Origin of the sequence: Zhihengliuella halotolerans (assembly GCF_004217565.1) — a bacterium.
GTDB classification, from domain to species: Bacteria; Actinomycetota; Actinomycetes; order Actinomycetales; family Micrococcaceae; genus Zhihengliuella; species Zhihengliuella halotolerans.
Window position 1 is genome coordinate 1,021,472 of sequence record NZ_SHLA01000001.1, and the last position, 19,330, is coordinate 1,040,801.

Here is a 19,330-nt window from a genome sequence, read left to right on the forward strand (position 1 = left end):
ATCTACCGCTGCGCCGAGTGGCGCTCGTGGTGCCTCACGAGGTGCCTGGCCGCCCCCTCATCCACGACGAGGTCGGTGATGTAGCCCGCTTCAAGTGCCGCGGCGAGAGCCGGGACCTTGGACTGACCCGCCACGGCGCAGAGCCGGCGCGGCACGGACTTCAGCTGCTCGAGGGGCGGACCCGTGGACCGGGCATTGAGCTCGATGCCCTCCGTGTCGCCGTCGGACCGGAAGAACACGGTGGCGATGTCTCCGACGACTCCCTGTCGGCGGAGGCCGCTGATGTCGCGCGGGGTGAGGTAACCGCCGCGGTAGACGTGGCTGGGAACCTCGGCGCCGATCGTGCCCAGGCCGAAGACGGCGAGCCCCATGTGCGCGTGCAGGTCCAGCACGCGGCGCACGGACCGCTCCTGCCACATCAGCGCGCGGGTCTCGGCGCGATCGAAGAACGTCGGCACCGGGAACTGCTCGACCCGCGCCGTGAACGCGGTGCCGAAGCGGTGCAGGATCTCGGAGGCGTAGCCGATGCCGGAGGACTGCGTGTTGCCGGACCCGTTGAGCTGGACGACAACTGCGTCGTGTGTGGGCTTGCGCTTGAGGTGTCGGCTGATCGCGCTCATCGTCGACCCCCAGGCGACGCCGATCGTCATCTCGGAGTCGACGAGACGCCCCGTCAGCAATGCGGCCTGAGCCGCCACGCGGTCGAGCACCTGCGCCTCGCTGAGCCCGCCGTCGGTGGGGACCACGTGCACGCGGACCCCGAAGAGGCGGGCGATGGCCGCCGCGGTCTCCGGTGCCTGGCGCTCGTTCTCGGTGATGGTGATCGTGACCATCCCGGCATCGCGCGCGTAGGTCAGCAGCCGGGAGACGGTGGATCGGGATGTGCCGAGGTCGCGGGCGATCGACTCCATGGTCAGGTGCTGCACGTAATAGAGCTGAGACGCCCGCAGCGCCTGCACGTCGCGCCGCACGGCTGCCTCGCTGCGGTGACCCGCCTCACGTTTTCTCACGGAGGACACCTTTCCTACGCTGGAGTAGCTCCCTGGAGGCTCAATTATTGCACGTTTGTGCATCTAGATTGACCGATCGTGCGGCGGATTTCAAGACTGGTGGTGTGACCCCGCAGTTGAGGTCACAACACCACGTATTCGAGGAGTCATCACCACCGTGCAGACCGAACAGAGCCGCCAGATCGTCCGCCAGCTTCAGGAACGCCCCGAGGCCCGCGTGCTGGTCGTCGGTGGCGGAATCAATGGCGTTGCAACGTTCCGCGATCTGGCGCTCCAGGGCGTCGACGTCACGCTGGTCGAGCGCGGCGACTACTGCCAGGGCGCCTCGGGCGCGTCCAGTCACATGATCCACGGCGGCATTCGCTACCTGGAGAACGGCGAGTTCCGGCTCGTGCACGAGTCCGTCCAGGAGCGCAACGGCCTGCTCGCCGTCGCCGCCCACCACGTCAAGCCGCTGCGGACGACGATCCCGATCTTCTCGACCTTCTCCGGGATCCTTTCGGCCCCGATGCGCTTTCTGACCCACCGCTCCGGCAAGCCGACCGAGCGCGGCGCCGTCCTGATCAAGCTCGGATTGGTGATGTACGACGCGTTCGCCGGCGTCAAGCGCAACACTCCGTGGCACACGTTCGTCGGTCGCAAGGCGAGCCTCGAGCAGCTGCCGGCCATGCGCGACGACGTGAAGTACACCGCGACCTACTTCGACGCGTCCGTGCACAACCCCGAGCGCCTCACTCTCGACGTTCTGCGCGACGGACTCGCCGCGAACCCGCAGGCGCGGGCCGCGAACTACGTCTCGCTCGTGGGGAACGACGGCGGCAAGGCCACTCTGCGTGACGAGCTCACCGGCGAGACTTTCGAGTTCGCCGCTGACGTCGTCGTCAACGCGACCGGCGCGTGGACCGACTTGACCAACCAGGACATGGGGGCGCCGACGAAGTACATGGGCGGCACGAAGGGCTCGCACATCGTCCTGGATCACCCCGAGCTGCACGCCGCGTGCGCTGGGCGCGAGATCTTCTTCGAGCACACCGACGGCCGCATCGTGCTGATCTACCCGCTGGGGGACCGCGTCCTCGTCGGTACGACCGACGTCGACGCCGACATGAGCACCGACGCCGTCTGCACGGAGGAGGAGGTCGACTACTTCTTCGATCTCGTCGGGCACGTGTTCCCGAAGATCGCCGTCGACCGCTCGCAGATCGTCTACCGCTTCTCCGGGGTCCGGCCGTTGCCGCGCCACGACGACACCGCTCCGGGCTTCGTCTCGCGCGACTACCGCATCGAGCGCCGAGATGGCGGCAACGTGGTCTTCTCCCTCGTCGGCGGCAAATGGACCACGTTCCGGGCCGTCGCCGAAGACCTGACGAACCAGGTCCTCGAACAGATCGGCCTGACCCGCTCGGTTCAGACCGCCGGTCTCGCCATCGGAGGGGGCCGCAACTTCCCGACGACGGAGGAAGGGCGGCGCGCGTGGGTCTCGGCGCGGACCGGCTTTGCCGGCGCCGAGCGTCTGGATGTCCTGCTCGAGCGATACGGCACCCGCGCGGATGAGGTGCTTCCGTACCTTGGCGGCCCCGATGACGTGCCGCTGGCCGGACTCGGCAACTCGAACGAGCTGACCACGGGCGAGCTGACCTACATGGTCGAGCGGGAGCAGATCGGCCACATCATCGACGTGCTTGTCCGCCGCACCGCCTTGGCCTTCCGGGGCCTCGTCACCCACGAACTCGTCGCACAGCTGGGGGACGAGCTCGCTGCTCGCCTCGGCTGGGACGCCGACCGCCGAGCAGCCGAGATCCGCGGCTGCGAGTCGGTTCTGCACGATAAGCACCAAGTCGTGCTTGTCTAGGCACTCGCCTGGACGACATTCATCACCGAACCGAAAATGACTGACAAAGGAGTCACCTGATGACCGCCCAGATATTCCTCGCCGAGATGCTCGGCACAATGACGCTGCTTGCCTTCGGCTGCGGCGTCGTAGCGAACGTGGTTCTCGCCAAGACCAAGGGCTTCAGCGGCGGCTGGCTGCTCATCAACTTCGGCTGGGGCCTCGGCGTCTACTCGGGTGTCTTCGTGGCTGCCCAGTCCGGCGCGCACCTGAACCCGGCGGTCACTGTGGGCCTGCTGACCAACCCGAACGCCACCGAATTCGCCGACGGCGTTGCCGCCAACTTCCCCAACGCACTGCTGTACTTCGCGGCCCAGATGCTCGGCGCGTTCATCGGCGCCGTCGTGGCGTGGCTGGCCTACCGCAACCACTTCGACCACGCGGACACCGAGACCGGCGCGAAGCTCGCCGTCTTCTCCACCGGGCCTGAGATCCGCAACAAGCCGTGGAACGTCGTCACCGAGGTTGTCGGAACCTTCTTCCTCGTCTTCGTCCTCGGCGCCTTCGACGGCACGCCGAACGGCCTCGGCCCGCTGGCTGCCGGCTTGCTCGTTGTCGCCATCGGCGCGTCGCTCGGCGGCCCGACGGGCTACGCGATCAATCCGGCCCGCGACCTCGGCCCCCGCATCGCGCACGCCCTCTTGCCCATCAAGGGCAAGGGTGGTAGCGATTGGGGCTACGCGTGGGTCCCGGTCGTCGGGCCGCTGATCGGCGGCGCACTCGGCGGTCTCGCCGCCGGCGCCGTCTTCGTCTAAGCCTGCAATATCGTCAACTCATCCACTCAGTCAAAGGAGACCCCACATGAGCTACATCATTGCGATCGACCAGGGCACCACGTCCAGCCGCGCCATCGTCTTCGACCACGCGGGCAACATCGTCTCGGTCGGCCAGAAGGAGCACGAGCAGATCCTGCCGAAGGCCGGCTGGGTCGAGCACGACGCTGCGGAGATCTGGACGAACGTCCGCGAGGTCGTCGGCCAGGCGCTCTCCCGCGCCAACCTGACCCGCCACGACATCGACTCCGTCGGCATCACCAACCAGCGCGAGACCGCTGTGGTCTGGGACCGCAACACCGGTGAACCGGTCTACAACGCAATCGTCTGGCAGGACACCCGCACGCAGGGCATCGTCGACGAGCTGGCCGCCGACGGCGGCACCGACCGCTACAAGGACCGTGTCGGTCTGCCGCTGGCGACCTACTTCTCCGGCACCAAGATCAAGTGGATCCTCGACAACGTCGACGGTGCCCGTGAGCGCGCCGAGGCCGGGGACCTGATGTTCGGCACGACCGACTCGTGGGTGCTGTGGAACTTGACCGGCGGGACCAACGGCGGCGTGCACGCTACTGACGTCACCAACGCGTCGCGCACATTGTTCATGAACCTGGATTCGCTGACGTGGAACGAGGAGATCCTGGCGGACTTCGGTGTTCCGGTGTCCATGATGCCGGAGATCCGCTCGTCCTCCGAGGTCTACGGCCACGTCGCCGGATCGCAGCTGCTGCGCGAGGTCCCGGTCGCCGGCATCCTCGGCGACCAGCAGGCGGCCACGTTCGGCCAGGCGGCCTTCAACCAGGGCGAGGCCAAGAACACGTACGGCACCGGCTGCTTCCTCATCTTCAACACGGGTGAGGAGATCGTCCACTCGGAGAACGGACTGCTGACCACGGTCGCCTACAAGCTCGGCGAGAACAAGACGGTGTACGCGCTCGAAGGATCGATCGCCGTCGCGGGCTCGCTCGTGCAGTGGTTCCGCGACCAGCTGGGCATCATCGCCAGCGCGCCCGAGATCGAGGAGCTGGCGCAGAAGGTTGAAGACAACGGCGGCGTCTACATCGTCCCGGCGTTCTCCGGCCTCTTCGCTCCGCACTGGCGCCCCGAGGCTCGCGGCGCGATTGTCGGGTTGACCCGCTTCGCCAACAAGAACCACATGGCCCGCGCGGCTCTGGAGGCCACGGCCTTCCAGACGCGCGAGGTGCTCGACGCGGTCAACTCCGACGCTGGCGTCCCGCTGACCGAGTTGCGCGTCGACGGCGGAATGGTCGCCAACGACGCCCTGATGCAGTTCCAGTCTGACATCCTCGGCGTGCCCGTGGTGCGCCCGAAGATCACCGAGACGACGGCGCTCGGCGCGGCCTACGCGGCCGGCCTCGCCACCGGCTTCTGGAACGACCTCGGCGAGCTCACGGCCAAGTGGGCCGAGGACAAGCGGTGGGAGCCGACGATGGACGTCGCCGAGCGCGAGCGCCAGATGCGCCTTTGGCGGAAGGCCGTAGCGCGCACGCTCGACTGGGTCGACGAAGACGTGAAGTAGGGCCGCCGCGCGGCGACGGCCGCGCCCAGCTGGGCGGGGGACGACGGCGGCGGGGGAGTGCCGCCGTCGTCCTCCGGACGTGCTGTAAACTGACGGGCATGGTATTGCGCCCAGTCCTACGTTGACCGCGCCGAGACGATCCCCACGGACGTCTTCGCGCGGTTCGCCCCTTGCATGCAAGGGGCTTTTGCATGTTCTGGCCACACCACCGGCGTTCCCTTGTACTGGGGAACCGCGCCGACGCACGACCTACCTACAGTGAAGGTGAAACAACACGTGAGCACGCAGCCCAGCGAAGCGACCCAGAGCGGTGTCGCCTACGACTTCCGCGAGATCGAGGCCACCTGGGGCCCGGTGTGGGAGGAGCTAGGCGTGTTCACGCCGGCCGACGACGGCAGCCGCGAGCGTCGCTACGTGCTCGACATGTTCCCCTACCCCTCCGGCGACCTGCACATGGGCCACGCCGAGGCGTTCGCGATGGGCGACGTCGTCGCGCGCTATTGGAACCAGTGCGGCTACGACGTGCTGCACCCGATCGGCTGGGACTCCTTCGGACTGCCCGCCGAGAACGCCGCGATCAAGCGCGACGCCCATCCGGCGGAGTGGACCTACACGAACATCGACACGCAGGCCGCGTCGTTCAAGCGCTACGCCATCAGCGCCGACTGGTCGCGCCGCCTGCACACCTCCGACCCCGAGTACTACCGCTGGACCCAGTGGCTCTTCACGCGCTTCTACGAGAAGGGCTTGGCCTACCGGAAGAACCACCCCGTCAACTGGTGCCCGAAGGACCAGACGGTGTTGGCCAACGAGCAGGTCGTCGACGGCGCGTGCGAGCGCTGCGGCACGGCGGTGACCAAGAAGTCCCTGAACCAGTGGTACTTCAAGATCACCGAGTACGCCGACCGGCTGCTCGACGACATGGAGGCGCTTAAGGGCCACTGGCCCGAGCGCGTGCTGCTGATGCAGAAGAACTGGATCGGCCGCTCCGAGGGCGCGCACGTCGACTTCGTCATCGAAGCCGGAGGCGGCCGCGAGGCGGAGAAGGTCACCGTGTTCACGACCCGGCCCGACACCCTGCACGGCGCGACGTTCTTCGTCGTCGCCGCCGATGCCGAGCTCGCGGACCAGCTGGTCACCGACGAGCACCGGGCCGACCTGACGGCTTACCAGGAGAGCGTCAAGGCCCTCAGCGAGATCGAACGCCAGTCCACCGAGCGGCCCAAGACCGGTGTCTTCACCGGGCGCTACGCGGTCAACCCGCTCTCCGGGGAGAAACTGCCCGTGTGGGCCGCGGACTACGTCCTCGCCGACTACGGCACCGGCGCGATCATGGCCGTGCCCGCCCACGACCAGCGCGACCTCGACTTCGCGCGCGAATTCGGGCTGCCCGTGCGCGCCGTCGTCGACACCGGCGAGGAGGACCCGGCGGAGACCGGCGTCGCGACCGCCGGCGAGGGCACCTTGATGAACTCGGGTGAGCTCGACGGGCTGGGCAAGGCCGAGGGCATCGCGAAGGCCATCGAGATTGTCGAGGGTGCCGGCACCGGCGAGAAGACGGTGAACTACCGCCTGCGCGATTGGCTGCTCTCCCGCCAGCGGTTCTGGGGCACCCCGATCCCGATCATCCACTGCGCCAGTTGCGGCGAGGTGCCGGTGCCCGACGACCAGCTGCCCGTGCGGCTGCCGGACAACCTGCGCGGCGAGCAGCTCTCCCCGAAGGGCACGAGCCCGCTGGCCGCAGCGGAGGACTGGGTCAACGTGGCGTGCCCGCGCTGCGGGGCCGACGCCAAGCGCGACACCGACACGATGGACACGTTCGTGGACTCGTCTTGGTACTTCCTGCGCTTCGTCTCCCCGCAGTACACCGAGGGCCCGTTCGACCCCGAGGCCGCGAAGAACTGGATGCCCGTCGGGCAGTACGTCGGCGGTGTCGAGCACGCGATCCTGCACCTGCTCTACGCCCGATTCTTCACGAAGGTCATCCACGACCTCGGCCTCATCGAGGCCTCCGAGCCGTTCAGCGCCCTCCTCAACCAGGGGCAGGTGCTCAACGGGGGCAAGGCCATGAGCAAGTCCCTCGGCAACGGCGTCGACCTCGGCGAACAGCTGGACCTGTTCGGCGTCGACGCGGTCCGCCTGACGATGATTTTCGCCTCCCCGCCTGAAGACGATGTCGACTGGGCGGACGTCTCGCCGTCCGGTTCCGCCAAGTTCCTGGCGCGCGCCTGGCGCCTCGCCGGCGACGTGACGAGCGCCCCCGGCGCGGACGCGGCCACCGGTGATGCGGGTCTGCGCTCGATCACCCACAAGACCGTCGCCGAGGCCGGGGAGCTGCTCGAATCGGGCAAGTTCAACGTCGTCGTGGCCAAGACGATGGAACTCGTCAACGCGACCCGCAAGGCGATCGACTCGGGCGCGGGTCCGGCAGACCCGGCGGTTCGCGAGGCGGTCGAGGCCGTCGCCGTCGTCCTTAGCCTGTTCGCCCCCTACACGGCGGAGGACATGTGGGCCCGTCTGGGCCACGAGCCCTCCGTTGCGAAGGCCGGCTGGCCTGCGGTCGACCCGGCCCTGCTCGTCGACGACACGGTCGTCGCCGTCGTGCAGATCAAGGGCAAGGTACGCGCCCGCCTCGAGGTCTCCCCGGAGATCGGCGAAGACGAGCTGCGCGAGCTGGCCCTCGCCTCCGACGCCGTGCAGAAGATCCTCGGTGGCGTCGAACCGCGCAAGGTCATCGTCCGGGCGCCGAAACTCGTCAACATCGTCCCGGCCTAGCCCGGTAGGCTGCACGGTATGGGCGAGACGCGGGGACGGCAGGCCGCGGGGTGGATCGAACGACTCCGCGAGCTGACCGTCCCCGTGCTGCGTCCGGGTCAGGTGGCCGTACGCGTCGCCGTCGTGACCGACAGCGCAGCCGCGCTGCCCGAGGACTGGTTGGCCCGCTTCGGGGCCGGGGTGCGCGTCGTGCCGATGCCCGTCATGATCGACGGACAGATCTACACCGAGGGGCACGACGACGTCGCCACCGCCTTGGCCACGGGCCTCGCCACGGGGGCCAAGATCAGCACGTCGCGTCCGGCTCCGGGCGTCTTCGCCCGCACCTACCGCGAGCTCGAGACGGCCGGATACGCCGGAATCGTCTCCGTGCATCTCTCCTCTCGGCTCTCCGGGACGGTGGACGCCGCCCGGCTCGCCGCCGAAGACATCGGGATCGACGTGCGCGTCGTCGACTCGGAGACCGTCGGCATGGCCCAGGGGTACGCGGTTCTCGCCGCGCTCGAAGCGGCCCGCGTCGGCGCCGGCGTCGACGACGTGACTGCCGCGGCCACGGTCGAGGATCCGGGAGTCATCAATTTCGTCGTGCCCTCGCTGGACCAGCTCCGTCGCGGCGGGCGCATCACGCTGGCCGCCTCCGTGCTGGGCACCCTGCTGGCGGTCAAGCCGCTCCTGACGCTCAGTGACGGTCACATCCAGATCCGCGAGAAGGTACGCACCGAGTCGCGCGCGCTCGCCCGGCTCGTCGAGATCAGCCGCGACGAGGCCGTGGCGCGCGCGGAGCGCACGGGACGGCCGGCGCACATCGCGGTGCACTGCTACGGCAACGCCGACCGGGCCCAAGAGATCGTGCACGAGCTCGCCGCTTACGCGGCGGAGGAGGTGCGTGTCGTCGGGCTGCCGGCCGTGCTCGGCGCGCACACCGGCGCCGGCGTCGTCGCCGTCGTCGTCGCCTGACTCCGCGTCCACAATGACGCGGACCCGACGTGGCGATCCACAGGAGGCCTCGGCGCACCCCGGCGGGCTCATCGTGGCCCTAGCGTCGAGGCATGGTTCGACACCGCTGGCAGACACGCAACGACACCCGGGAACAGCCGGCGCCCGCCCGCGTGCGCTGGTCGCTCAGCCGCGGCGTGCTCATCTGTCTCACCGTCGGGGTGATCGTCTGGATCGGGGTCAGCCTCGTCGTGCGGCCGTTCAGCGGCGGCGCACGGGAGCTCCAGACCGTCGAACTGCACCAAGAGGCGCACGCTCCGGACTCCGCTGATAGTTCGCCCGCGGTGGAGTACGCGAGCCCGGAGACGACTGGAACGACACCCGAACAGGCCGCGTCGGAGCTGCTGGTGCACGTCGTCGGCGCCGTCCGGAAACCCGGGGTCTATGAACTCGACAGCGGCGCCCGTGCACTCGAGGCACTCGAAGCGGCCGGGGGCGCGACCAAGGAGGCCGCGACAGAGGTCGTCAATCTGGCCGCCGAAGTCGCGGACGGTCAGCAGATTTGGATCCCGACCCGGTCGGAGGCCGAGGAGATGCCCGCTCAAGCTCAGGCTGGCGGACAGCCCGGCGGCACTGGTGCGGAAGCGACCGTCAACGTGAACACTGCCGATGCCGCAGGCCTCGAGGCGTTGCCGGGCATCGGCCCGGCGCTGGCCGGGCGCATCGTCGACTTCCGCGAGCGCAATGGACCCTTCCAGAACGTCAGCGACTTGGGCGCCGTTTCGGGCATCGGGCCGGTGCTGCTCGAGCAGCTCGGCGACCTCGTCGCGTTCTGATGCCAGGGGTTTCAGACCACTCCGGCAGCCGGCACCCTGGTTTCGACGCGCGCGGGATTTGGGCCGTCGCCGGGGCGTGGGGTGCGGCGCTGGCGTTGGGGCAAGCCAGCCCGGTCCTCGCCGGCTGGGCCGCAGCCGCTGGGGTCTGCCTGCTCGGCGTGCTCGGGTGGGCGCTGGCGCGCAATCGGGGGATCGTTGCCTGGTCCCATCACCTGTGGGGGCCGGCCTTGGCCGTGATGGCCGGTGGCACGCTCGTGGCCTCCACTGTCGCGCTGATCGACCCGATGACGGGCCGCGAGGAGCTCGCCGAGCATGTCGATGGCGGCTCGGCCGTGCGCGTCGAGATCGAGCTGACGGGGGACGCGCTGTCGAGGTGGAGGGAGGACCCGTGGTCGCGAGGAACGGACGAATCCGACCGTGTCGGCCGTGCACCGCGCGCCACCTGGGACACAGACGGGGCCCCCGATGAGGCTGCCGACGTAGAGGGCGGCCGCTGGAAGATCTCCGGCCCGGCCGAAGTGCAGCGCTTCTGGTCCCGGGGGCGATGGCACGAGGCCGATGTTCCGGTGTACCTGAGCCTGCCGGGGGAGGGGCACGGGAGCGCCCGACCAGGACCACAACGCGCGCAGACCCGCGTCTACGGGTTCGCCGTGCTGAAGGCGGCGGAGGAGGGGATGAACCACGCGTACTGGGCCGCGATGGACGACGGCGAGACCATCGTCGATCCCCGACGCGACGGGCTCGTGCACCAGCTGCGGGATCGTTTCGTCGAACGCAGCAGTCACCTCCCCGAGTACGGGTCCGCACTGCTGCCGGGCATGGTCATGGGTGACCGGAGCGGGCAGTCCGAGGAACTGGACGAGGCGATGAAGGTCACGGGATTAGCGCACCTGACTGCGGTCAGCGGGGCGAACTGCGCCTTCATCTTCGGCACGGTGCTCTGGGTGATGCGGTTGGCGCGGTGCCCGAGATGGGCAGCCTTCGCGGGTGCGACCGCCTCGCTGGCCGGTTTTGTCGTCCTCGTGGGCTTCGAGGCCAGCGTGATCCGCGCGGCCGTCATGGGGGCGATCGCCGCAGTGGCGGTCTTCGTCGGACGCGGCCGGCAGGCGTTCGCGGCACTGTGCGCGTGCAGCGTCGTCCTGCTGGGGCTCATGCCTGCTTTTTCGCGCGACCCGGCCTTTCAGCTATCGGTCCTCGCGACGGCGGGGATCGTCGTGATGGGGCGGCCGATGGCCGCCCGGCTCGCCGCGGTGATGCCGCTCTGGCTCGCTCAAGGCGTGGCCATCAGCCTCGCTGCACAGTTGTTCTGCCAGCCGGTCCTCGTGGCGCTGCAGCCCCGGCTGGCCACTTACGGGGTGCTGGCGAATCTCGTCGTCGCACCGCTCGTGCCCTTCATCACCGTGCTCGGCACTGCGGGCCTGGTGACCTCGACCCTGCCCAGCGTCTTTGCTTCCCCATTGGTCTTCCTCTCGGGGTGGGCGGCGCACCTCGTGGGATTGCTCGGCACGACGATCGGGAGCTGGCCGGGCGCGTCCGTGCCCTGGCCGGAGGGCGGGGTCGGCTCCGGGCTGGCGGTGGGCCTGGTGTTGTGCGCTGCCCTTGCCCTGTGGGCGGTCGCCCGGCAGGCGCGGCGGCCCGCTCGCGTCCGCCGTGGACCGGATACGGCGGGTCGCGTCCCGCCGTGGACTGCGGCCACCGGTGCCGTCTCGGCGGCTGCGGCGATGATCGCCGCGGTCCTGGCCCCGGCCACGCCGTTGTTGGAACCCCGGATGCAGGACTGGAACGTCGTGGCGTGCGACGTGGGTCAGGGGGATGGATTTCTGATTCGCACCGGCGAGTCGGCCGCCGTGGCCATCGATGTCGGCGACGAGCCCGAAGCGTTCCTCTCGTGCCTGGACCGGGTCGGAGTGGAGCAGCTTGAAGCCGTCTTCGTCAGCCACTTGCACGCGGACCACGTGGGCGGCCTGACGGACGTGGCGAGTCGATACCCTGTTCGTGAGGTCTACTATTCGACCGCGCAACCATATATGGGCCCGGGGGAGGGACACCCGGAACGTCTGCTGGGGCTGTCCGGTACGGGATCCTCGGCCCCGCCGTTGATTCGCAGGCTCGTCGCCGGGGACCACGGAGACTTCGGGCACGGGCAGCACTCCCTGTCGTGGCGGGCGCTGTGGCCGGACGCCGACCGCATTCCGGGCGGGGAGAACGACGCGTCGCTCGTACTGGACCTCATCGTCTCCGAAGCTGGAGCGGAGGCTCGCATGCTCGCGACTGGCGACATCGAGGACGAGGCCATGAAAGCGTTGCTCCGGGCGCACCCCGATCTGCGGGCCGACGTGCTGAAGGTCTCCCACCACGGTGCATCCAACGGGGGCACGGAGACGCTCGAGCTCGCCCGGCCGAAGATCGGGCTCGTCAGTGTCGGGCGGGAGAACACCTATGGTCATCCCTCGCCGCGGATCGTGGACGCCTACCGGGACGCGGGGGTCCCGTTGCTGCGGACCGACGAACAGGGCACCCTGCTGCTGGACCTGCAGGGCGGGTCCGGGGCGGCGCGGCTGGCCGTGCGCGTCCTCGACCCTCGGCGCGGAACGCGACGCGATAGGATCGAAGACCGACGTCACCGAGGAGGAATTCATGTCCGGAGCGCGCCCACGTCGCGGTTCCCAGCGCGGCGCGGTTGACCCGCACGCCTGGCGGGGTGTCGAGCCGGCGCCTTTGATCCTGTTGTCCGGACCGGAGGAGTATGTCGCCTCGCGCAGCTTCGATCTCGTGCGCAGCCAGGTGATGGCCGCAGAGCCGGAAACGGAAGTCACCCGGTTCGACGCGTCCTCCTACGAGCGCGGCGAACTGCTCATGGCCGCGAGCCCGTCACTGTTCGGAGAATCCAAACACATCGAGGTCCGGTCTCTGGCCACGATGAGCGAGGATTTCCTCGTGGACGCGCTCGAATACCTTAAGGACGGCGCGGCAGACGTCACCATGGTCATGCACCATTCGGGTGGGAACCGGGGTAAGAAGCTGCTCGACGCGCTGAAGAAGGCGTCGGTGCCCACCGTCGCTTGCCAGCCGCTGAAGAAGGATGCCGACAAGCTCGAGTTCGTCGCCCAGGAGTTCCGGCAACACCGTCGCCGGATCCAGCCGGAGGCGGCCCGCGCCCTTGTCGCCGCCGTCGGTTCCGACCTGGCTGAGCTTGCCTCCGCGTGTTCGCAGCTGGTGCAGGACGCCACCGGGGAGATCTCACAGGAGAAAGTTGACGAGTACTTCGGCGGTCGCGTCGAAGCCACCGGTTTCAAAGTCGCTGACGCCGCTCTCACTGGTCGTGGCGCCGTCGCGCTCTCGACGTTGCGGCACGCTATCGCCACGGGCACCGATCCCGTGCCGATCGTCGCCGCACTCGCGATGAAGCTGCGTCAGGTCGCCAAAGTCGCCGGGGTGCGGCAGTCCTCCGGTCAACTGGCGCAGGAGTTGGGGATGCCTCCATGGCAGGTGCAGCAGGCACAGGAACAGGCTCGCTACTGGTCGCAGGACGATCTGGCCAGGTGCCTCGAACTGATTGCCGAGACCGACCAGATGGTCAAAGGCGCTGGGCGAGACCCCGAATACGCCGTCGAGCGTGCTGTGTCGCGGATTGCGATGTCAGCCCGCCGCTGATGGCGCGGCCACCCCTCGCCAGCATATGAAAAGAGCGGGTCGCCCACCAGGGGCGACCCGCTCTTCGTCAGTTGGTTGCTTTAGAGGGAAGCAACCTTCTGTGCAATACCAGACTTGCGGTTGGCAGCCTGGTTCTTGTGAACAACACCCTTGCTGACAGCCTTGTCCAGCTTGCGGCTGGCAGCGGCGAGAGCCGCGGTGGCGGCTTCCTTGTTGCCAGCTGCAACAGCCGCGTGAACCTTACGGATCAGCGTCTTCAGCTCGGACTTGTACGCGGCATTGCGCGCACGCGCCTTCTCGTTGGTGAGAATGCGCTTCTTCTGGGACTTGATGTTTGCCACTTAGGTAAACTCTCTTGCTGTTGTGGATAAGGTCTGAGGGTTATCTACTGGAGCCATTGACTGAGCGGCGTGGGGATGCCTTTGGCGACTCCGTAAGACGCGCCCGTCGACCTGCACGGGCACATTGTCACCCAGTCTATCCGTAGATCGCCCCCTGCGCAAAGGGCGCTGGGGGCGCGGTTCAGCCGTCGAATCGCCCCGCCACGCGGCGCGCGACAAGATCGAATTTCTGCCGGGGGAGAACGGCGCCCTCGCGGCGAACGCCCGCCGGCAACAAGCGGATCACGCGGTCGACTTTGACCTCGCTCTCGCGGCCTCGGCCGTCCCAGTCTCCCGATCCGATGTCGACATAGTCCGGATCCGACTCGTGCTCGTTGTTGTGGTCCCTGCTCGTCAGCATGAGGGCCAGCAGATAGGAGCCGTCGCGGCCGATCAGGAGCACCGGGCGGTCCTTGCCTCGGGAGTAGTCCTCCTCGTAGGGGATCCATGCCCAGACGATCTCTCCTGGATCCGGGATGCCGTCGGGGGACGGCGTGTAGACCGGGCGAACGGCTCCCGTGAAGTCGCCCGGATACCCGCCCTCCTCCCAGCTGCCGCCGCCCAGACTTGCCGGGGCGGCATCGGGGCGTTGGCCGCCGTGCCGGTTCCGGGGTCCGCTGGTGGCGCCCTTGGTCTTGTTGACGTCTCGGATGACACGGCGGACGATACCGACCCAGCGTCGAACTGTTCCCGCGTTGATCTGCATGACAGCAAGTTATCAGCCGTCCGTCCGGCGGACACGGAGTCGCGTCCCGGCATGGCGGCGGCGTGTGCTGACGTAGGGACCGCGTCGGGTGCCGGTTCGGTGCCATTTCATGGGAGAATGAAATTTCCCGTGGCCGCGTGCGGCCGCGATCCTTCTGTGTCCGCATAGCATCGAGGTCTTCAACGTGTCTCCATTGGCCCGCACCGCGCCGGTGCCCGCCGCCACCGATCCGGCGATCATCAGGAATTTCTGCATCATCGCCCACATCGATCATGGCAAGTCGACCCTGGCCGACCGGATGCTGCAGGCGACAGGGGTCGTCCAGCCGCGCGAGATGAAGGCCCAGTACCTGGACCGCATGGATATCGAGCGTGAGCGCGGCATCACCATCAAGTCGCAGGCCGTTCGTATGCCGTGGGAGCTCGAGGGCAAGGCCCACGCGCTGAACATGATCGACACGCCCGGACACGTCGACTTCACGTACGAGGTCTCGCGCTCTCTCGCCGCGTGCGAGGGCGCGATTCTCCTCGTCGACGCTGCGCAGGGCATCGAGGCGCAGACGCTGGCGAACCTCTACATGGCCATGGAGAACGATCTGACGATCATCCCCGTACTCAACAAGATCGACCTGCCGGCCGCGCAGCCCGAGAAGTACGCGGAGGAACTCGCCAACCTCATCGGCGGCGAGCCCGACGACGTCCTCCGCGTCTCCGGAAAAACAGGCGAGGGCGTGGAGGCGCTCCTCGACAAGATCGTGCGCGACCTGCCCGCCCCCGTCGGGGACGCGGACGCTCCTGCTCGCGCCATGATCTTCGATTCGGTGTATGACAGCTACCGCGGTGTCGTCACGTACGTCCGCGTGGTCGACGGCAACCTGAAGCCGCGTGAACGCATCCAGATGATGTCCACCCGCGCCAGTCACGAGCTGCTCGAGATCGGTGTGAGTTCGCCCGAGCCGCAGCCGACCAAGGGTCTCGGCGTCGGCGAAGTCGGCTACCTGATCACCGGCGTGAAGGACGTCCGCCAGTCCAAGGTCGGCGACACGGTCACCAACTTGAACAAGCCGGCGAGCGAACAGCTGGCCGGCTACGACGAGCCGAAACCGATGGTCTTCTCCGGCCTGTACCCGCTCGACGGGTCCGACTACCCGGCCCTGCGCGACGCCCTCGAGAAGTTGCAGCTCAACGATGCGGCGCTGATCTACGAGCCGGAGACCTCCGTGGCCCTCGGGTTCGGATTCCGCGTCGGCTTCCTCGGCCTGCTCCACCTCGAGATCGTCCGCGAGCGCCTCGAGCGCGAGTTCGGCCTCGACCTCATCTCGACGGCCCCGAACGTGGTCTATCAGGTCATGACCGAGGATAAGGCGACGGTCACCGTCACCAACCCGAGCGAGTTCCCCGAGGGCAAGATCCTCGAGGTACGCGAGCCGATGGTCTCGGCCACAGTGCTGGCCCCGAGTGAGTTCGTCGGTACCATCATGGAGCTCTGCCAGGCGCGCCGCGGGCAGATGGGCGGCATGGATTACCTCTCCGAGGACCGCGTCGAGATGCACTACCGCTTGCCGCTGGCCGAGATCGTCTTCGACTTCTTCGACCACCTCAAGTCCCGTACGCGGGGCTACGCGTCGCTGGATTGGAAGGCCGACGGTGAGCAGGTCGCCGACCTCGTCAAGGTCGACGTGCTCCTGCAGGGCGACCATGTCGACGCGTTCAGCGCCATCACGCACAAGGACAAGGCGTACGCGTACGGCCTCATGATGACCAAGAAGCTGCGCGAGCTCATCCCGCGCCAGCAGTTCGAGGTGCCGATCCAGGCGGCCATCGGGTCGCGCATCATCGCCCGCGAGAACATCCGGGCCATCCGCAAGGACGTGCTCGCCAAGTGCTACGGCGGCGACATCAGCCGCAAGCGCAAGCTGCTCGAAAAGCAGAAGGAAGGCAAGAAGCGCATGAAGACGGTCGGCCGCGTCGAGGTGCCCCAGGAGGCCTTCATCGCTGCGCTGTCGTCGCAGTCTGCAGCCGGAGAAAAGAAGAAGTAGGCGTGCCCTCGACTCTCCCGCTGGGGGACCCGGCCCCGGCCGATGGCCGGCTGCCCGACAGGGCGGCCGCCGGCGCCGCCGACCGGACTTTCTCCGTCTACGTGCACATTCCGTTCTGCGCGGTTCGCTGCGGCTACTGCGATTTCAACACCTACACCGCGTCGGAGCTCGGCTCCGGGGCCAGCCAGGACTCCTACGCAGATGCTGCCGCGCGCGAGGTCGAGTTCGCGGCCGGCGCCTTGCGGGCCTCCGGCATCCCGGGTCGGCCGGTGGACACCGTGTTCTTCGGCGGCGGGACGCCGACACTGCTGCCCGCCGAGGACCTCGTGCGCATCCTGGCCGGGATTCGCGAGGCATGGGGGCTGGCCGACGGGGCGGAGGTCACCACCGAGGCGAATCCGGAGTCTGTGACTCCGGAGACGTTCCGGGTGCTCGCCGCCGGCGGATTCACTCGCGTCTCCATCGGTATGCAGTCGGCTGTCCCGCACGTGCTCAAGATCCTCGACCGCACCCACCGGCCCTCGCGCGTCCCCCTTGCGGTGCAGTGGGCGCGCGAAGCCGGGCTGAGCGTCAGCGTCGACCTGATCTACGGCACGCCGGGGGAGAGCCTGGCGGACTGGGAGACGAGCCTGCGCGAGGCCGTCTCCTACGAACCCGACCACGTCTCGGCCTATGCGCTCATCATCGAAGAGGGCACCAAACTGGCCGCGCAGATCCGGCGTGGGCAGGTGCCCGACATCGACGACGACGACCACGCCGACAAGTATCTGCTGGCGGATCGAGTGCTCAAAGACGCCGGCTTCGACTGGTATGAGGTGTCGAACTGGTCCCGCGATGCTTCAGGCCGCTGCCGTCACAACCTCGCCTACTGGCGCGGCGGCGATTGGTGGGGCGTTGGGCCGGGCGCGCACTCGCACGTGGGCGGACTGCGCTGGTGGAACGTGAAGCACCCGTCCGCATACCAGCAGCGCATCGACGCTCGGGAATCGCCAGCGGCAGGTCGCGAGGAGCCCGACGACGAGGCGCGCCTGCTCGAGCGGGTCATGTTGATGTCCCGGATCAGCGACGGGCTGCAGACCAGCGAACTCCCGGCCTCAGCCCGGCGCGAGGTGGCAGGGCTCATCGCCGACGAGCTCGTCGATGGCCCCGCCGCAATCCGCGGCGCCATCCGGCTTACACTCCGCGGGCGCCTGTTAGCGGACGCCGTCGTGCGTCGGCTGCTCGGCTTCTGAGCCGGGTTTCGCTCAGGCGATGAGGCGGAGGTTGATCCGGTAGCGGTAGGGACGGCCACGGTTGGCTTCAAGACCGGCAATGATGCCGTTGACACTGACGAAAACCCAGATGCCGACGGCGATGATCGCGAAGAAGCCGCCGATGGCCGGCAAGAGTGTCAGGATGTTGCAGATGATCGCGGCCACGGTCATCGGCAGGGTGAAGTTGAAGGCCTCCTTGGCCTCTTGGCTCGTAAACGCGCCGCGGTCCCGGTAGACGTAGTAGATGATGGCGGACGGCACGCATCCGAGGATCGCGCCGAAATGCGCCATCGTGGCCCACTGCCTGTCCTGACTGGGCGTCAGAGGCTCAGCCGCGGGGGAGGAGCCCTCGAAATGCGCATCCGGGCGCTGACCGGGGTCCTTCATCCTCTCGTTCACAAGGTTTCCTTCACTGGGCGGGATTCATCACCGGTCGTATGCGACCGGTTTGCTGTCAAAGTCTAGCCGCAGTCTACGGGTGAACCGCGGAAGCTCCACCGGGGCGAATTATCGCGCGTCGCCAGCGGTGAGGAAATCGATGACCTCTTCGACTCGCCCGAGTAGGCTGGGCTCGAGGTCAGCGTAGGTCGAGACGGAGCCGAGTAGCCGCTTCCAACCGAGCGCGACGTCGGTGGGGGTCACGTGCGGCCAGCCGATGCCGCGCAGGATGCCGGTCTTCCAGTCCAGGCCCCGGGGAACCTGGGGCCATTGCTCGATGCCGATGACGTGGGGCTTGATCGCCTGCCAGACATCGACATACGGGTGACCGACGATCAGGACGTTGCCGGCTGCGCCCGGTGTGCGCATGGCCTCGGCCGCAATCCGGGACTCCTTGGAGCCCGCGACGAGGTGGTCGACGAGGATGCCGAGCCGGCGCTCCGGCCCCGGACCGAAATCGCGGATGAGGCCGGCCAGATCGTCCACCCCGTGCAGGGGTTCGACGACGATCCCCTCCACGCGGAGGTCGTGTCCCCAGACCTTCTCGACCAGTTCGGCGTCGTGCTTGCCTTCGACCCAGACACGGCTGGCGCGCGCCGTGCGGGCGCGGAGATTCTCGACGCGCACGGACCCCGAGGCCGAGCGCTGGGGGGCGGCCGGGGGCGCTTTGCGCTGCGGCGCCGTGAGCTCGACGGGTTCGCCTTCCAGGAGGAACCCGAAGCCGACGGGGAAGGACTTGGTCCGGCCCCGTCGGTCTTCGAGGGCGACGACGAGCATGCCGCCGGATTTCTCGACGCGCACGGCCTCGCCGACCCACCCTGTCTGGACGTCTTCGAGGACCATGCCGCGCTCGATCGAGACTTGGCGGAGCTTCTTGGGTTTCGGCTTGGAAATCTCCTGTGCGCCCCACGAATAATCGAACACGCGACTCCTTCTCGTTGCGAACCCCGCTGATCGGCGGCTGGCGGTGGACCGGGCGGGCCGCGCTGAGGGGACACGGCCGGGACGGCTCGTGTGGGTTCTCACGCCAGCGACGGGGCGTGCACCATGCTAACAACGGGTCATTCGTATTAGACTTAGCACTTGAACGTGTCGAGTGC

At 68.2% G+C, this 19,330-nt stretch carries 15 protein-coding genes; 10 read left to right on the plus strand and 5 right to left on the minus strand.

Features of this window, described 5'->3' with window-relative positions; genetic code table 11:
* Nucleotides 1-2: 2 nt before the first annotated feature.
* Nucleotides 3-1,010, minus strand: a complete 1,008-nt coding sequence (locus EV380_RS04550; RefSeq protein WP_242607502.1) for a sugar-binding transcriptional regulator — start codon at nt 1,008-1,010, stop codon at nt 3-5.
* A 157-nt stretch (nt 1,011-1,167) separates the two neighbouring features.
* Here EV380_RS04550 and EV380_RS04555 point away from each other — a divergent pair, with 157 nt between their 5' ends.
* The 8 genes from EV380_RS04555 (at nt 1,168) to holA (ending at nt 13,415) form a co-directional block, all read left to right on the plus strand.
* Nucleotides 1,168-2,862 (plus strand): glycerol-3-phosphate dehydrogenase/oxidase, encoded by a 1,695-nt coding sequence (locus EV380_RS04555; RefSeq protein ID WP_242607503.1) that lies wholly within the window; start codon nt 1,168-1,170, stop codon nt 2,860-2,862.
* Nucleotides 2,863-2,921: 59 nt separating this feature from the next.
* Nucleotides 2,922-3,656, plus strand: a complete 735-nt coding sequence (locus EV380_RS04560) for an MIP/aquaporin family protein (protein ID WP_130449640.1) — start codon at nt 2,922-2,924, stop codon at nt 3,654-3,656.
* 46 nt (nt 3,657-3,702) lie between these two features.
* Nucleotides 3,703-5,214, plus strand: coding sequence for a glycerol kinase GlpK (gene glpK / locus EV380_RS04565; protein WP_130449642.1), 1,512 nt, complete (start codon nt 3,703-3,705; stop codon nt 5,212-5,214).
* A 276-nt stretch (nt 5,215-5,490) separates the two neighbouring features.
* On the plus strand, nt 5,491-7,989 hold the full coding sequence (gene leuS / locus EV380_RS04570; protein WP_207219311.1) for a leucine--tRNA ligase: 2,499 nt from the start codon (nt 5,491-5,493) through the stop codon (nt 7,987-7,989).
* Between the two features lie 18 nt (nt 7,990-8,007).
* Nucleotides 8,008-8,946, plus strand: a complete 939-nt coding sequence (locus tag EV380_RS04575) for a DegV family protein (RefSeq protein WP_130449646.1) — start codon at nt 8,008-8,010, stop codon at nt 8,944-8,946.
* Nucleotides 8,947-9,038: 92 nt separating this feature from the next.
* On the plus strand, nt 9,039-9,761 hold the full coding sequence (locus EV380_RS04580) for a ComEA family DNA-binding protein (RefSeq protein WP_130449648.1): 723 nt from the start codon (nt 9,039-9,041) through the stop codon (nt 9,759-9,761).
* The gene (locus EV380_RS04585; RefSeq protein WP_130449650.1) at nt 9,761-12,445 is read left to right on the plus strand and encodes a ComEC/Rec2 family competence protein; all 2,685 of its coding nucleotides are present in this window, start codon (nt 9,761-9,763) and stop codon (nt 12,443-12,445) included. The genes EV380_RS04580 and EV380_RS04585 overlap by 1 nt, the downstream gene beginning before the upstream one ends.
* The gene (gene holA, locus EV380_RS04590) at nt 12,399-13,415 is read left to right on the plus strand and encodes a DNA polymerase III subunit delta (protein WP_130449652.1); all 1,017 of its coding nucleotides are present in this window, start codon (nt 12,399-12,401) and stop codon (nt 13,413-13,415) included. The genes EV380_RS04585 and holA overlap by 47 nt, the downstream gene beginning before the upstream one ends.
* An 80-nt stretch (nt 13,416-13,495) precedes the next feature.
* Here the strand turns inward: holA and rpsT are convergent, their stop codons facing one another.
* Both rpsT and EV380_RS04600 read right to left on the minus strand, forming a co-directional pair.
* Entirely contained in the window at nt 13,496-13,756 is a 261-nt protein-coding gene (gene rpsT, locus EV380_RS04595; protein ID WP_102158314.1) for a 30S ribosomal protein S20, read from the minus strand.
* Between the two features lie 181 nt (nt 13,757-13,937).
* Nucleotides 13,938-14,501 carry a type II toxin-antitoxin system PemK/MazF family toxin gene (locus tag EV380_RS04600; protein WP_130449654.1) on the minus strand — a complete coding sequence of 188 codons (564 nt, stop codon included), beginning with the start codon at nt 14,499-14,501 and terminating at the stop codon, nt 13,938-13,940.
* 184 nt (nt 14,502-14,685) lie between these two features.
* On the opposite strand from EV380_RS04600, the gene lepA reads away from it, so the two are divergent.
* On the plus strand, nt 14,686-16,539 hold the full coding sequence (lepA, locus tag EV380_RS04605; protein ID WP_102158316.1) for a translation elongation factor 4: 1,854 nt from the start codon (nt 14,686-14,688) through the stop codon (nt 16,537-16,539).
* 2 nt (nt 16,540-16,541) lie between these two features.
* Complete coding sequence (hemW, locus tag EV380_RS04610; protein WP_130449656.1) at nt 16,542-17,771, plus strand: radical SAM family heme chaperone HemW; 1,230 nt, start codon at nt 16,542-16,544, stop codon at nt 17,769-17,771.
* Nucleotides 17,772-17,783: 12 nt separating this feature from the next.
* Here the strand turns inward: hemW and EV380_RS04615 are convergent, their stop codons facing one another.
* Nucleotides 17,784-18,191, minus strand: coding sequence for a DUF4870 domain-containing protein (locus EV380_RS04615; protein ID WP_242607504.1), 408 nt, complete (start codon nt 18,189-18,191; stop codon nt 17,784-17,786).
* 108 nt (nt 18,192-18,299) lie between these two features.
* Entirely contained in the window at nt 18,300-19,154 is an 855-nt protein-coding gene (locus tag EV380_RS04620) for a DUF3097 domain-containing protein (RefSeq protein ID WP_130449658.1), read from the minus strand.
* Nucleotides 19,155-19,330: the final 176 nt, after the last annotated feature.